General features: G+C 39.2%; 14 protein-coding genes. 13 read left to right on the top strand and 1 reads right to left on the bottom strand.

What is annotated here, in order from left to right:
* The first annotated feature begins 18 nt into the window (after positions 1-18).
* Both GQR53_RS02230 and eno read left to right on the top strand, forming a co-directional pair.
* Positions 19-1,653, top strand: coding sequence for a CTP synthase (locus GQR53_RS02230; protein WP_033020682.1), 1,635 nt, complete (start codon positions 19-21; stop codon positions 1,651-1,653).
* Between the two features lie 112 nt (positions 1,654-1,765).
* Complete coding sequence (gene eno / locus GQR53_RS02225; RefSeq protein ID WP_002958706.1) at positions 1,766-3,064, top strand: phosphopyruvate hydratase; 1,299 nt, start codon at positions 1,766-1,768, stop codon at positions 3,062-3,064.
* Positions 3,065-3,257: 193 nt separating this feature from the next.
* Here the strand turns inward: eno and mutH are convergent, their stop codons facing one another.
* Positions 3,258-3,929, bottom strand: a complete 672-nt coding sequence (mutH, locus tag GQR53_RS02220) for a DNA mismatch repair endonuclease MutH (RefSeq protein ID WP_165742742.1) — start codon at positions 3,927-3,929, stop codon at positions 3,258-3,260.
* A 530-nt stretch (positions 3,930-4,459) separates the two neighbouring features.
* Between mutH and rppH the strand changes: the two genes are divergently transcribed.
* From rppH to GQR53_RS02165, 11 genes are all read left to right on the top strand, one after another.
* Positions 4,460-4,978 carry an RNA pyrophosphohydrolase gene (gene rppH, locus GQR53_RS02215; RefSeq protein ID WP_002958704.1) on the top strand — a complete coding sequence of 173 codons (519 nt, stop codon included), beginning with the start codon at positions 4,460-4,462 and terminating at the stop codon, positions 4,976-4,978.
* Positions 4,979-5,008: 30 nt separating this feature from the next.
* Complete coding sequence (gene ptsP, locus GQR53_RS02210) at positions 5,009-7,273, top strand: phosphoenolpyruvate--protein phosphotransferase (protein WP_165742741.1); 2,265 nt, start codon at positions 5,009-5,011, stop codon at positions 7,271-7,273.
* Between the two features lie 90 nt (positions 7,274-7,363).
* Entirely contained in the window at positions 7,364-8,173 is an 810-nt protein-coding gene (locus GQR53_RS02205) for a sulfite exporter TauE/SafE family protein (RefSeq protein ID WP_165742740.1), read from the top strand.
* Between the two features lie 13 nt (positions 8,174-8,186).
* Positions 8,187-8,990 (top strand): prolipoprotein diacylglyceryl transferase, encoded by an 804-nt coding sequence (gene lgt, locus GQR53_RS02200; protein ID WP_165742739.1) that lies wholly within the window; start codon positions 8,187-8,189, stop codon positions 8,988-8,990.
* A gap of 10 nt (positions 8,991-9,000) precedes the next feature.
* Positions 9,001-9,852: a thymidylate synthase gene (locus GQR53_RS02195; protein ID WP_165742738.1), complete on the top strand. Its 852-nt coding sequence runs from the start codon at positions 9,001-9,003 to the stop codon at positions 9,850-9,852.
* A gap of 23 nt (positions 9,853-9,875) precedes the next feature.
* Complete coding sequence (galU, locus tag GQR53_RS02190) at positions 9,876-10,754, top strand: UTP--glucose-1-phosphate uridylyltransferase GalU (RefSeq protein ID WP_165742737.1); 879 nt, start codon at positions 9,876-9,878, stop codon at positions 10,752-10,754.
* 655 nt (positions 10,755-11,409) lie between these two features.
* A complete protein-coding gene (locus GQR53_RS02185; RefSeq protein ID WP_165742736.1) occupies positions 11,410-12,093 on the top strand; it encodes an SPOR domain-containing protein in 684 nt (227 codons plus the stop codon).
* Positions 12,094-12,250: 157 nt separating this feature from the next.
* On the top strand, positions 12,251-12,787 hold the full coding sequence (locus GQR53_RS02180; RefSeq protein ID WP_165742735.1) for an SPOR domain-containing protein: 537 nt from the start codon (positions 12,251-12,253) through the stop codon (positions 12,785-12,787).
* Between the two features lie 55 nt (positions 12,788-12,842).
* Positions 12,843-13,436, top strand: a complete 594-nt coding sequence (locus GQR53_RS02175; protein WP_024606239.1) for a FlgO family outer membrane protein — start codon at positions 12,843-12,845, stop codon at positions 13,434-13,436.
* A 13-nt stretch (positions 13,437-13,449) separates the two neighbouring features.
* Positions 13,450-14,151, top strand: a complete 702-nt coding sequence (locus GQR53_RS02170; RefSeq protein ID WP_010553226.1) for a FlgO family outer membrane protein — start codon at positions 13,450-13,452, stop codon at positions 14,149-14,151.
* Positions 14,152-14,159: 8 nt separating this feature from the next.
* The gene (locus tag GQR53_RS02165) at positions 14,160-14,834 is read left to right on the top strand and encodes a FlgO family outer membrane protein (RefSeq protein WP_165742734.1); all 675 of its coding nucleotides are present in this window, start codon (positions 14,160-14,162) and stop codon (positions 14,832-14,834) included.
* Positions 14,835-14,847: the final 13 nt, after the last annotated feature.

Below are 14,847 nucleotides of genomic sequence, written 5' to 3'. Positions count from 1 at the left end.
TGATATTCTAGGGTTCGCATGAGTACAAAATTTATCTTCGTTACTGGCGGAGTTGTTTCTTCGTTGGGTAAAGGTATTGCCGCAGCTTCACTGGCCGCTATTTTAGAAGCCCGTGGTTTAAATGTTACCATTTTAAAGCTGGATCCTTACATCAACGTTGACCCAGGCACAATGAGCCCAATTCAACACGGTGAAGTTTACGTTACAGAAGACGGCGCAGAAACTGACCTTGATTTAGGTCACTACGAGCGTTTTATCCGTACCAAAATGACTAGTCGTAATAACTTCACACAAGGCCGTGTATATGAAGACGTATTACGTCGTGAGCGCCGTGGTGAATACCTAGGTGCTACTATTCAGGTCATTCCACATATCACTAACGATATTAAGCAACGTGTATACGACGGTGCTGAAGGTTATGACATTGCTATTGTAGAAATTGGCGGCACTGTAGGTGATATTGAATCACAACCGTTTATTGAAGCAATTCGTCAGATGGGAACTGAAATTGGTCGCGAACGCGCGCTATTTATTCACTTAACGCTAGTGCCATTTTTAGGCCCTGCCGGTGAAGTTAAAACAAAACCAACTCAGCACTCTGTTAAAGAGTTACGCTCAGTAGGTATTCAACCAGATATCCTTATTTGTCGTTCAGACCGTAAACTACCTAATAATGAGCGTGCAAAAATCTCATTATTCACAAACGTAGAAGAAAAAGCGGTTATTTCACTACCCGATGTAGACAGCATTTACAAAATTCCTGCGTTATTAAAAACACAAGAATTAGATAACTTTGTATGTCGTCGTTTTCACTTAGATCCACCAGAAGCTGATTTAGCTGAGTGGGAACAAGTACTTTATCAAGAGTCTAACCCAACGGGTGAAGTGACCATTGGTATGGTTGGTAAATATATTGAATTACCAGATGCGTACAAATCGGTTAACGAAGCATTAAAGCATGCGGGTCTTAAAAACCGCCTAACAATCAACATTGAATACGTAGATTCACAAGACTTAGAAAGCAAAGGTGTTGAATTACTTTCACACTTAGATGCTATTTTAGTACCGGGTGGATTTGGCGGACGCGGTGTTGAAGGTAAAATTTTAGCAGCTAAATATGCACGTGAAAATAAAGTACCATACTTAGGTATTTGTTTAGGGATGCAAGTAGCATTAATTGAATATGCACGTAATGTTGCAGGTTTAACGGATGCAAACTCTACAGAATTTAATGCAAATTCAGAAGCACCGGTAGTTGGCTTAATTACTGAATGGCTAGATGCTGAAGGTAATGTTGAAACACGTAGCGAAAAATCTGATTTAGGTGGCACTATGCGTTTAGGCGCACAAAAATGTCATTTAACGCCTGGTTCTAAAGTACATGGAGTATATGGCAGCGACGAAATTGTTGAACGTCATCGTCATCGCTACGAAGTAAATAATAACTTCGTAGAAATACTTGAAAAAGCAGGCTTAAGCTTTACTGGTTTATCAGAAGATAAAAAACTGGTAGAAATTATCGAAAATAAAGATCACCCATGGTTTATTGCCGCGCAGTTCCACCCGGAATTCACGTCAACGCCACGTGATGGTCATCCGTTATTTGAAGGGTTTGTAGCAGCTGCGCACATCCACCAAAAAGCGAATTCGTAATTTTAAAAGCCGTGCATATTGCACGGCTTTTTTGTTTTAAGGGCTGACTAAGCTATATAAAACGTAGTAAAGTTAGCTGAACTCACCATTTTGGGAATATAGAGGAATCAAGATGTCAGAAATCGTAAAAGTAATCGGTCGCGAAATTATGGACTCGCGTGGTAACCCAACTGTTGAAGCAGACGTACATTTAGCAGATGGTTCTTGGGGTCGTGCAGCAGCACCTTCAGGCGCATCTACTGGTACTCGTGAAGCATTAGAGTTACGCGACGGTGATAAATCACGTTACTTAGGTAAAGGCGTATTAAAAGCAGTTGGTTATATTAATAAAGAAATTGCTGATGCTTTAGCTGGTCAAAATGCATTAGATCAAAACGCTGTTGATAAAGTGATGCTAGATTTAGATGGTACCGAAAATAAAGAAAAATTAGGTGCAAACGCAATCTTAGCTGTATCACTAGCAACTGCGAAAGCAGCTGCACAGTCTAAAAAAGTTGAGCTTTATGAGCATATTGCTGACTTAAATGGCACACCAGGTGTTTACTCTATGCCACTTCCAATGATGAACATCATCAATGGTGGTGAGCACGCAGATAACTCTGTAGATATTCAAGAATTCATGATCCAACCTGTTGGCGCTAAAAACTTCCGCGAAGGCCTACGTATGGGCGCTGAAGTATTCCACAGCCTTGCTAAAGTGCTTAAAGCTGATGGTCACTCAACAGCGGTTGGCGATGAAGGTGGTTTTGCACCTAACCTTGCATCTAACGAAGCGGCTCTTGCTGCAATCAAAGTAGCTGTTGCAAACGCAGGTTACGAGCTAGGTAAAGATATTACTTTAGCGATGGATTGTGCTGCATCTGAGTTTTACGATAAAGAAGCAAACATCTACGATCTTAAAGGTGAAGGTAAAAAATTCACTTCTGAAGAATTTAACTTCTTCTTACAAGATCTTACTAATCAGTACCCAATCGTTTCTATCGAAGATGGTCTTGATGAGTCAGATTGGGATGGCTTTGCACACCAAACTAAACTAATGGGTGATAAAATCCAATTAGTAGGTGATGACTTATTCGTAACTAACACTAAGATTTTAAAACGTGGTATCGACAACGGTATTGCTAACTCAATCTTAATTAAGTTTAACCAAATCGGTTCTTTAACTGAAACTTTAGCTGCAATCAAAATGGCTAAAGATGCTGGTTTTACTGTTGTTATTTCTCACCGTTCTGGTGAAACTGAAGATTCAACAATTGCTGATTTAGCAGTGGGTACGGCCGCAGGTCAAATCAAAACAGGTTCATTGAGCCGTTCTGACCGTGTTGCAAAGTACAACCAATTGCTACGTATTGAAGAGCAATTAGGTGATAAAGCACCGTACAACGGTCTTAAAGAAGTTAAAGGTCAGTAATTCTATTCTATATAGAATCTAACTTTTAACTTTAGATGATAAAATCCTCGCCTATGCGGGGATTTTTTATGCCTGATACTTTTTCCAAAGAGATGAAAATAAATTGTAGGCTTCAAGCTTGTTGATGTCCGCAGCACTAAAGAGTGGAACACAAAAGTATAACGCTTTATTCATGCTTTAACTTCTTACGCACTCATAGCTGAAACTGCTGCTTTAAAATATCACCTGTAAAACTGGTTTTTAAATAAAAACCACGGGGTAGGGTTTTAATTATTTGCCCATTTGGGCCAATAGCATCAGTGACTATTTTACTATGTGCAGCTTTGGGGCGTATTTGCATAGCATCGCCTAAATGGCCTGATATTTCGTCGACTCTACCTAGCGCAATTAGCTCCATTTGCTCTTCCCAGTCGCGTTGTAACAAAGCGTCTTGTTCAGGTGAGGGCTGCCAGAAAAAGCCGCTGCCGATGGTTCTGTCAAACGGCGCAATATCACGTTCGCTTAAAATTGGGAGCCATAAAACATGATTTAGTTTTTTACGCACAGAGCTGGTATGCCACGTCATTCCTGTCACGTTCATTAAAGGTGTAACCGATACAAACGTAGTTTCCAGTGGCCTACCTTTATAAGAAATAGGCAGTGTTTTTAGCTCAATTCCTAAATCTTCAAAATCGGGGAGGGGTTTTGAGCCTGCAGTAGCGCCTAGTACGTATTCAATGAGTTGCCCAGTCCAGCCTTTTTCACGTAGAAAATCATCTGGCGTTTTAAAATTATACTTGTTAGCAAGTTGTCCTAGCGTTAATCCGGCAATACTGTTAACGCGTTGCATTAAGTCGTTTATTGAGTGTGGTTTTGTAGGTCGCATATTCTTAATTTCGGTTGTATAAATACCATAGCCATGATAGCAAATAGGCTAAGCCGTGGATATCTTTAGGGTTGTACGTTTTTTGCTCGCTTGTTGTTTGTGTTAATTTTGCACATATTGAAATTAAGCTACTTTACTTTAAGTTACTGACTCTGCAGGTTTTTTTAAATGTGCACGTTCAGTTTTGATTAAGCCATTTAAAAGTTGTAAGGATAAATACAACTATATGAACATGTTTATCCACAGAATCTGTGGAGAAGCTAAGTTTTAAGATCTAATATTGTGGATTTGTTTGCAAAATGAGCGTGTTTTACAAAAGTTATGCACAAACTGTGAGTAACTAGAGGAAAACAAGAACCGCAATAGCTTTGCTGAGTTATTTTCTAAATATTTACCTATTCTCTATTAATTTATCAACATACTAAAAGCTCAAACTTAGCTCACTAATTGGCTTGGGTATAATAGTATTTGCCGTATTGCGGCTAATGTGGAACAATCATTAAAAATCGACTTACAAATGAGGCACTAAGGTGATTGATGCCGAAGGTTTTCGTGCCAATGTCGGAATTGTGATTTGCAATAATCAGGGACAGGTTTTTTGGGCCAGACGTTATGGTCAACACTCTTGGCAATTTCCCCAAGGTGGTGTTGATGATGGCGAAACTGCAGAACAAACCATGTACCGTGAATTACACGAAGAAGTAGGGTTGCGACCAGAAGATGTAGAAATAGTCGCAAGCTCAAAACATTGGTTACGCTATAAATTACCCAAACGATTAATCCGCCGAGACTCTAGTCCGGTGTGTATTGGGCAAAAACAAAAATGGTTTTTACTAAAATTACGCTGTAAAGACGAAGATGTAAATTTACTTAAAACCCATCATCCAGAGTTTGATGATTGGCGCTGGGTAAGTTATTGGTATCCTGTAAGACAGGTTGTATCGTTTAAACGGGATGTTTATCGACGAGTAATGAAAGAGTTTGCTCCTTTCGCCATGCCTTTTAATAAGAGAGAACAACATAAAGATCATTGGCGGAGTAAAAGGTAGTAATTTCTCGATACAATAAAGGAGCAGGGTATGCTGGCTACACTGAGATCTATTGCGGAGTCTGTATCGCGACAAGCGAATTTAGACAGCGCATTAGTGTGCTTTGTGCAAATGGTTAAAGATGCCATGAAAACCCAGTGCTGCTCCATTTATTTTGCAGATTACAGCCAAGACAATTTTGTACTTATGGCTACCGAAGGGTTAAATCCTGATGCGGTGGGTAAGTTTAGAATTGGGTTTACCGAAGGCTTAGTGGGCCTAGTAGCACAACGCGAAGAACCTATTAATATTGCATTTGCTAAATCACATCCTCGCTTTAAGCTCTCCCCCGAAGTAAATGAAGAAGGCTACAACGCTTTTTTATCTGTACCCGTTGTTCATCAAAAAAAAGTACTGGGCGTTATTGTTGTTCAACAAAAAATGGCACGTGTATTTAGCCAAGACGAAGAGTCGTTTTTAATAACGCTTTCTGCCCAGCTTGCTTCACAGTTAGCGCATGCTGAAATTAAAGAAATACTCCGCCAAGATGAGTCATCTCATCAAACGTCTGTTTTAAAAGGCGTATCGAGCGCGCCTGGAATAGGTATAGGGCAAGCATTTGTTGTATTACCAAAACTCGATTTTAAATCTATTGAGCTTTTAAAAGACAGTGACGTTACTGAGCAGCGCCGTTTGTTTACACAAGCTGTAGCTGCAACGCGCAAAGAATTTAATACCCTATCTATGACGCTAAGCGATTCTATTCCGCACGAAGCTCTTGCGGTATTTGATGTGTATCAACAACTGCTTGACGCTAAAAGTTTAGGGCATAATGTTGAAATGCAATTACAAGAAGGCTGGTGTGCTAAAAGCGCCCTAAAAATTGTAATAGAGCGTTTAATATCTCAATTTAATGCCATGCAAGACCCTTATATAAAAGAGCGTGCTGTTGACGTTAAAGACATTGGTCTTCGCGTATTACACCATCTTGTAAATACCGAGCACGCTGTTAAAAATTATCCGGCCAACACTATTTTAATTGCTAATACCTTAACACCCGCCATGCTAGCTGAGGTGCCAAAAGGTCACTTAACAGGCGTTGTAAGCGTAAATGGCTCTGCAAATAGCCATGCTTCTATATTAACGCGTGCGATGGGGATCCCTGCCATTTGGGGTATAGAAGATTTACCTCTACTGCAGTTTAATGGTAAACCGATGATTTTAGATGCATTTGCTGGGCGTTTATATATATCGCCTTCGCAAATGTTGATGGATGAATACACAGAGTTACAGCATCAAGATAACCTACTTAATAACCGCTTTTTAGCAGAGCAAGATTCAGAATCAATTACGCTTGACGGTGAGCATGTTAGCTTATTATTAAACGCAGGCCTTGAGCTTAATACCGAGCAAAGTAGCGCGCATATTTGTGACGGAGTGGGGCTTTATCGAACCGAAGCGTGGTTTATGCAAAAAGGTCAGTTTCCTTCGCAATTAGAGCAAGAAAACTGGTATCGGGAAGTACTAACTAGCTATCACCCTAATCCTGTGGTTATGCGTACATTGGATATTGGAGGCGATAAGGTACTCGATTACTTTAACATTACCGAAGAAAACCCATTTTTAGGCTGGCGTGGTATTCGTATCAGCCTTGATCACCCAGAGTTATTTTTAGATCAATTAAAAGCGATGCTTAAAGCAAATATTGGTTTAGGCAATCTAAAAATAATGCTCCCTATGATCAGCGGTACTGAAGAAGTTGATGAGTCACTTGCGTTATTTGAACAGGCTTATTTTGAGTTAAGTGAAAAATACCCAGAGCAAACAATAGAAAGACCCGACATAGGTATAATGCTAGAGGTACCTTCAAGTGTATTTATGCTTCCTGAGTGGTCAAAAAAAGTCGATTTTTGCTCAGTAGGTAGTAACGATTTAACACAGTATTTATTAGCAGTAGACAGGGCTAATGCACGAGTTGCCGAACTTTTTAGCCCTTATCACCCGGGCGTACTCAGGGTGCTAAATAAAGTAGCGCGCGAATGTGAGCAATATGAACTGCCATTTAGTTTGTGTGGTGAACTAGGCGGCGATCCTGAAGGTGCTATTTTGCTTATTGCCATGGGTTACAGACGCCTTAGTATGAACTTATCATCACTTAATAAAGTTAAATGGGTTCTTAGGCGTTTGAATGTCAGTGACATGGAGCAACTATTAAGTGAATGCTTAGCGCAATCCACAGCCAAACAAGTACTTCGTTTAACGCGAAGCTTTATGCTAGAGCATAAATTAGGGGATTTGTTTTACACTCCTAAATAAGCTTATACGCTTAATTAATTGTAATACACAGATGCTATTAGTTTTATAATCCTTTAATATATAAACCTTAAAAGGGTATTTGAGATTACTATGTATGACTTAGGTTTGTTAGTCGCAAGCTGCGCACTACTAGGCTGTATTGTTGGGTTTTTAGCTGGATTACTAGGCATTGGTGGCGGTTTAATTATCGTTCCAGTACTAAGCACTCTGCTACTCTCATTTAATGTAACGTCGGCTGATCATGTATTAGTAATTGCTATTGCAACCTCACTCGCTTCTATTTTATTTACTTCAACGTCTTCAGCGCTGGCTCATCATAAAAATGATAACGTGCCTTGGGATATTGCCCCATGGGTTATGTCGGGTGTGGCTTTAGGTGCACTTATTAGTGGCTTTGCAGCAAGTTTAATCCCTGAACAAATATTACGTACAGTATTTGCTATAAGTGTTGTATTTATTGCAGCAAGAATGGTGCTATCCGCGCGTAATAAACCGATGTCAGATAAACCGTTACCGTCAGGTCCTATTTTAGGTGGGTTTTCTGCAATAATGGGCGGATTATCAGGTTTAATTGGTATTGGCGGTGGTGCTTTAATAGTACCGATGCTTAATTATTTTTCGGTTGATATAAAAAAAGCAATTGGCTGCGCGGCAGCGTGCGGAATTGTTATTGCATTATTTGGCTCTATTGGTTACATCAGCGCAGGCTGGCATGTTACCGATTTAGAGCATGGTTTTGCCGGGTTTGTTTATTTACCTGCATTATTTGGGATTGTTATTACCTCGTGGTTTGTTGCGCCCATTGGCGCCAAAGCAACTCACTATTTACCTGTTAATACAATTAAGAAAGTTTTCGCGGTGCTGCTTGTAGTTATCGCAATTAAAATGGTTTTTAGCTAAAGGTTTATTTTTTATGGCACTTGAGTTTCCTCAAATTGATCCAATTATTTTTTCTGTTGGACCGCTAAGCGTACGTTGGTATGGCTTAATGTACTTAATAGGTTTTGCATTTGCGATGTGGTTTGCTAATCGTCAAGCGTCAAAGCCAAATTCGGGTTGGACTAAAGACCAAGTAAGCGATTTACTGTTTTACGGCATGTTAGGGGTAATACTAGGTGGGCGTATTGGCTACGTATTGTTTTACCAGTTTAGTTATTTTATAGAAAACCCACTGTATTTATTTAGGATAGATCAGGGTGGTATGTCGTTCCATGGTGGAACACTTGGCGTTATAACCGCCGTCGCAATTTTTTCGTGGACGCGTAAAAAGTCGCTTCTTCAAGTGGGCGATTTTGTTGCTCCACTGGTTCCAGTAGGGCTTTTAGCTGGACGTATTGGTAACTTTATAAATGGTGAATTATGGGGTCGAGTTACCGACGTGCCATGGGCAATGGTATTTCCAACGGGCGGTCCGCTTGCGCGTCACCCATCGCAATTATACGAAGCATTTTTTGAAGGCTTAGTGCTGTTTTTAATCCTGCAATGGTTTATTAAAAAACCGCGCCCAGCAGGCAGTGTAGCCGGAGTGTTTTTATTAGGTTACGGCGTGTTTAGATTCTGTATTGAATATTTCCGCCAACCTGATGCACAACTAGGTTTATTTGCCGACTTTATTTCAATGGGGCAAATACTTTCACTTCCTATGATAGTGGGTGGTTTAGGCTTATTAATTTGGGCATATAAGAAACCACAACACGTTACACCAGCTAAGGCATAATAAGAAAAGCATGAAACAATATTTAGAATTATGTCAGCGTATTGTTGACGAAGGGCAGTGGGTCGAAAACAAACGTACAGGTACGCGTTGTTTAACCGTTATCAATGCTGATTTAGAATACGATGTGGCTAATAATCAGTTTCCGATGATCACTACACGCAAAAGTTATTACAAAGCCGCGATTGCTGAATTGCTAGGCTATTTACGCGGGTACGACAGCGCTGCGCAATTTCGTGAAATTGGCTGTAAAACGTGGGATGCTAACGCAAACGATAACAATGCATGGCTTAATAATCCTAACCGTAAAGGTGAGGATGACATGGGGCGTGTTTACGGCGTACAAGGTCGTGGTTGGCAACGACCAGATGGCTCAACGCTTGATCAGCTTTCCAAAGTTATTAATAACTTAAAAAATGGCATTGATGACCGTGGTGAAATAATCACGTTTTATAATCCAGGTGAGTTTGAGCTTGGTTGCCTGCGCCCGTGTATGCATACACACACTTTCTCCTTACTTGGTGATACGCTATATTTAACGTCATACCAGCGAAGCTGTGATGTGCCACTTGGCCTTAATTTTAATCAAATTCAGTGTTTTGTGTTGCTTGCGTTAGTGGCTCAAATTACCGGCCACAAAGCGGGTAAGGCGTATCATAAAATTGCTAATGCACATATTTACGAAAACCAACTTGAACTGATGCGAGACGTGCAGTTAACGCGTGAGCCATTTGATTCACCTCAGTTAAAGATTAATCCAGAAATTAAATCATTAAAAGACATAGAAACGTGGGTAACACGAGACGACTTTGAAGTAACAGGCTATCAATGCCATGAAGCGATTCAATATCCATTTTCAGTATAATAAAAGATTAAGGAAAACATAAAATGAAAGCAGTGATCCCAGTAGCAGGCCTTGGTACTCGTATGTTACCAGCCACTAAAGCAATTCCTAAAGAAATGCTGCCAGTGGTAGACCGTCCTTTAATTCAATATGTAGTAAACGAAGCCGTTGCTGCAGGCATTAAAGAAATAGTGTTAGTAACTCACTCAAGTAAAAATTCAATCGAAAATCACTTCGATACGAGCTTTGAACTAGAAGCTACTTTAGAAAAGCGTGTAAAGCGGCAACTACTTGCCGAAGTGCAAGCAATCTGCCCTAAAGACGTAACCATTATTCACGTACGCCAAGGTGAAGCAAAAGGCTTAGGCCATGCTATTAGTTGTGCTGCGCCTATTATTGGTAACGAACCGTTTGTAGTTATTCTACCTGATGTAATTATTGATGATGTAGAGAGCGATCTTAAAAAAGATAACTTAGCAGAAATGATCGCTAATTTTGAGCAAAACAAGCATAGCCAAATAATGGTTGAGCCAGTACCAATGGATGAAGTAGATAAGTTTGGTGTGGTTGATTTAGGCGATGTTGACTTAAAACAAGGTGAAAGCTCGCCAATATTTAACATGGTAGAAAAACCGCTAGTAGACGAAGCGCCATCTAACTTAGCTGTAGTGGGTCGATACGTATTAAGCGAAAACATATGGCCGTTACTTGCAAAAACTCCGCAAGGAGCAGGCAATGAAATTCAATTAACTGACGCAATTGCGATGTTAATGGAACACGAAAAAGTAGATGCATACGCTATAAAAGGCCGTAGCCACGATTGTGGAAGTAAAATTGGTTATTTAAAAGCGACTATTGAATTTGCACTTCGTCGCGATGAATTTGCTGATGAATTAAAGTCATTTATTAAAAAACTGATTTAACAGTTAATGTAAATCATAAAAGGCGCCTATATCGGCGCCTTTTTTATGAGTTTTGTTAGGGCCTGTTTATCTTTCGAGGTTAAATTTGCAGCAGGCTGTTTGGTATTTAGGCAAGGCAGAGCCTATGTAGTGTGGTTATTCCCCATAAATAGGCGATAACGTAGCATAGATGCCAAACATGCGCTGCCCGAAGGGTTCTGCCCCGGGGCAATTTACTCTTTGTTACTCGGTTTTTACTTATTCTTACATGGATGTAAGCCATTAGAATAACGCAGGAGCAGTTATCGAGCCCACTAGGTTACAAACCTCGCGCCGCGATTAAATAGCCCCTAGATTGAACAAATTTTAATCCTGAAAGGTCAACAGGCCCTAGAATAAAATAAGAAAAGGAATAGCTCTAAAATAAAAGTTTTTAAGTCATTACAGACATATTGTTATTTATGTTGTAAAGTTTGTGTTAATTGGCATTGAATTTGTATTAAATAATGCTCTCAAGGAAGGGATGGAGTATGCAACGTTGTGTTTTACGAAACACTGACAAGCATGCGAAGAGCTAAGTTTTATAGCTCACAGCTTAAATAAAGTTAAACGCTTTCTTGTGAGAATGTTTAACTGAAATGTAGTGTAAAAACACTGCTTTCAGGACAACTAATACATGTTTATATATAAAAAAAATAACATTAGGCTTTTACTTAGCTTGCTAATGCTTTTATTTGGTACAGCATGCAGCGTCTCGCCTGAAATAAAAACCATTGATGAACAACCTCAAAGTAACTCGCCTGACTACGTATTAATTACAGCCCTTGAACTTGCACAGCTAAAAGATGCCGCAATGCAGTGGCAACAAGCTCGTGAAGGCATAGAGCGAATTTTAAGATTAGAAAAAGAAATAACTTACCTCGTAAATCATATCGATATTATAAACAGCAAAGCTATTGCGCAGTCTAATCAAGGGTATAGCAGCAAGTCTGTACGCTCACCACGAAACACACGTAATGTTAAATCACGCCAACAAGTTAAACAAAATTACAGTAATAAAAAACAAACTGTAAAATTAAATAAACCTAAACATGTATTTGCTTTACAGGTAGCTTCGGTTGACTCAGAGCAAGGTGTGGCTAAAGCATGGCAAGAGCTAAATACTAAAGCAGCACCGTTGTTTAGAGACAAAATATTGACTAACGTAGAAACCGCCAAAATAAACGACAAAATGTTTTACAGGCTGAAACTTGGCTCTTACCAAAACTTTAAAAATGCAAAAGCAGACTGTGACGTATTCAAACTGTACAAACTCGATTGCATAGTAAGTAACTACACTGATAAGCCAGTAAAGCTGTAGTTAAAATAGAAACTTGCTTAAAATCTGTTTATCCATAAAATACACCCTTCATAATTAAATGCGTTTAGGGGTATATGACCCCATAAAACAACGTCATTTCAGGGAAGGAAAATGCTTTTAAAACGGAGCTTAGAATGCATGATGCTAATGGGTGTACTTGTTTTATCTGCATGTAACTCATCTCAACAAGTTAAAATGGCTCAAGCAACCCCGCCCGATTCTTATTGAAAAGTCTGATTTGGAGCTGCTCAAAAGCTCTGCGGCACAATGGGAAAGCTCTCAACCAAAAGTAGAGCAGCTACTCAAGTTAGAAAATAAATTAACGCAGCTTGCTACTAACCTAAAACAACTAAATGAGTCTGATGTTCTAAATACTCGTGTAAATGATGTAGTTAATAACGAAAGTATATTAAAAACCGATTCGGCATTGTTTGCTTTGCAAATTGCCGCTTTTAAAAATAAAAATGCATTGCAAAAGAAGCTCAGCGAATTTCAAAAAAAAATACCACAAAATATCATCTTATCCACTGAGATAAATGTAGAAACCGTAAGTGTTAATAACACAACTTTTTATCGATTGAAGTTAGGTGCTTATAGCAATTCAGCGGATGCGAAAAATGATTGTTTAGCTCTTATAAAGCAACAAGTAGCATGTTTTGTTAGCTATTATGTTCAACAACCTTACAAACAGTGATCTTTAGGCATAATAATTGCTTTAACTCTTATATATTTAAAAGAGGATGGCAACTATGCGCCTGTTATTGCCCTTATTATTTGTAAACCTAGCAGCTTGTAGTTTAACGCCTCAACCCGAGCCGAGTGTCAGTACTAATGCTCCCAAAGCAGCTATGGCAGCCTACACAGTAAGCGAATACGTTAATAACTTAACAGCCCAACTTAATAATCTTCAAGGGCCGCTAAGTAGAAATGCACGTATTGGTGTAAGTAGCTTTTTTCTTGCCGATAAGATCGACTCAAAACTAATGACAGAGCAAGGTTTTGGTTTAAGCCAACAGATCCAAGAAAGTCTTTTAACTCAAATGACCCAACTGGGATATAACACCGTTGAGTATAGATTGGGAAACAACTTAAACTTATCAGAACATGCCGACAGTATACTCAGTCGTGATTTAAATAAATTACGCGCTCGTCAGAATATTGACTTAATTATTACCGGCACAGTGACCCGTCAGCAACACGCTTATATTGTAAATGCACGTTTGATAAATATTAATAATAAACAAGTTTTGTCTGCCGGCAGTACAGAGATCCCAATTAATGTAATGTGGGGCAATGAAAAAATACAGCAACGCGATGGCTACTTATACCGCAGCGAATACTAACCAGGAGCACAAAATGAGAAATCTATTAATTACCCTCTGTTTACCTTTGGGCTTTGGCTGTTCGCATATACTAAATGGTATGAATACAGGTACGGATGAGACCCAGGTTCAAAATAATAACCAAACAACGCAACTCGTTAATAATCAGCGTGATGTTGCAGATCCAGTATCCAATGACCGTTTATTTCAATCGGACTTTGCTCAAAAAAATAGTCATACTAAGCCGACTCCGCCAATGCGAAAGAACATAAACCATTATGTACGCGGGATAATGCAAGACATGGTTGAAAATCTGCAATATGTTAATGGAAAAACACCATTAGCTGTTTCAAGCTTTGTATTTTTAGATGATGATTTTAATGACAGTAGTTTACTGGGTAATCAAATATCAGAAAGCTTTATGCACGAGCTACATAATTTTGGCATACCCGTTATTGACTTTAAAACAACCGACTACATGCGTGTTACACCTGAAGGAGACTTTGTATTTAGTCGAGATTATTTAGAGCTTAACCAAGATCAAAACTTTAAATACGTACTCGCTGGCACATTAGTGAGTAGTCAAGGAGGAGTCCTTGTAAATGCACGTATTATTGGGCTGCAAAGCAAAGCCGTAGTAGGCACTGCGCAAGGTTTTATTCCGCAGTCAGTTGTTGATGCACTTAATAGTAACTACCGCACTGATGGCATAATGCTTAAGCAAGCAAGCAAGTGAGGCTAACTATGTCGTATATACTAATTACTATCGTTGGATTTACTACTTTAATTGGGTTAACAGGCTGCTCAATGACGCATAATAATGAGCATAACGAAAACACAACACGAACAGATTACACAGTAAACGGTGGTAATGATCAGCTTAATATTGCTTATAGTAATCAAGCAATACAATCGCAAGTTGAATACGATCCATCTCAGCAGTTCACACCACTTAAGCACCATAAAACACTTGCTAACTATGTAGAGCAAATGGCACTTGATTTGGTTGATACGCTTGAATTTGAAAGTGATACCGACACCAATATTAATATTGCCGTTACTACCTTGGTCGATCTTGATTCATCGCTTACTAAAAGCAATCAATTGGGTAATCAAATATCTGAGACGTTAATTCATCAGTTACAAAAGTTTGGTTATGGCGTGGTTGATTTTAAAACAACCCAAACAATAGATGTAAATAGCCGTGGTGATTTTGCTTTTTCACGTGATATTGAAAAGCTTAGTGAAGAGCAAATGGCGAGCCATGTATTAGCGGGTACATTAATTTATCGCCATGAGGCTGTTGTTGTAAATACACGTGTAATTAACGCGCATACAAAAAAAATCGTCGCAAGTAGTCGAAAACTAATCCCAATTTATGTACTAAATAAAGAAGATATATACTTATCAAGCAATTAAGTTCAGTTGTCGC

Source organism: Pseudoalteromonas sp. Z9A6 (assembly GCF_011378805.1).
Lineage (GTDB): Bacteria > Pseudomonadota > Gammaproteobacteria > Enterobacterales > Alteromonadaceae > Pseudoalteromonas > Pseudoalteromonas distincta.
This window is presented reverse-complemented; position numbering and strand designations above follow the sequence as displayed.

Excerpts from the sequence above, each read along its gene's own strand:
- GQR53_RS02205 (WP_165742740.1), top strand. The coding sequence starts at position 7,364 with ATGTATGACTTAGGTTTGTTAGTCGCAAGCTGCGCACTACTAGGCTGT.
- GQR53_RS02165 (WP_165742734.1), top strand. The coding sequence starts at position 14,160 with ATGTCGTATATACTAATTACTATCGTTGGATTTACTACTTTAATTGGG.
- lgt (WP_165742739.1), top strand. The coding sequence starts at position 8,187 with ATGGCACTTGAGTTTCCTCAAATTGATCCAATTATTTTTTCTGTTGGA.
- GQR53_RS02175 (WP_024606239.1), top strand. The coding sequence starts at position 12,843 with ATGCGCCTGTTATTGCCCTTATTATTTGTAAACCTAGCAGCTTGTAGT.
- galU (WP_165742737.1), top strand. The coding sequence starts at position 9,876 with ATGAAAGCAGTGATCCCAGTAGCAGGCCTTGGTACTCGTATGTTACCA.
- mutH (WP_165742742.1), bottom strand. The coding sequence starts at position 3,929 with ATGCGACCTACAAAACCACACTCAATAAACGACTTAATGCAACGCGTT.
- ptsP (WP_165742741.1), top strand. The coding sequence starts at position 5,009 with ATGCTGGCTACACTGAGATCTATTGCGGAGTCTGTATCGCGACAAGCG.
- GQR53_RS02170 (WP_010553226.1), top strand. The coding sequence starts at position 13,450 with ATGAGAAATCTATTAATTACCCTCTGTTTACCTTTGGGCTTTGGCTGT.
- GQR53_RS02230 (WP_033020682.1), top strand. The coding sequence starts at position 19 with ATGAGTACAAAATTTATCTTCGTTACTGGCGGAGTTGTTTCTTCGTTG.
- GQR53_RS02195 (WP_165742738.1), top strand. The coding sequence starts at position 9,001 with ATGAAACAATATTTAGAATTATGTCAGCGTATTGTTGACGAAGGGCAG.
- eno (WP_002958706.1), top strand. The coding sequence starts at position 1,766 with ATGTCAGAAATCGTAAAAGTAATCGGTCGCGAAATTATGGACTCGCGT.
- GQR53_RS02185 (WP_165742736.1), top strand. The coding sequence starts at position 11,410 with ATGTTTATATATAAAAAAAATAACATTAGGCTTTTACTTAGCTTGCTA.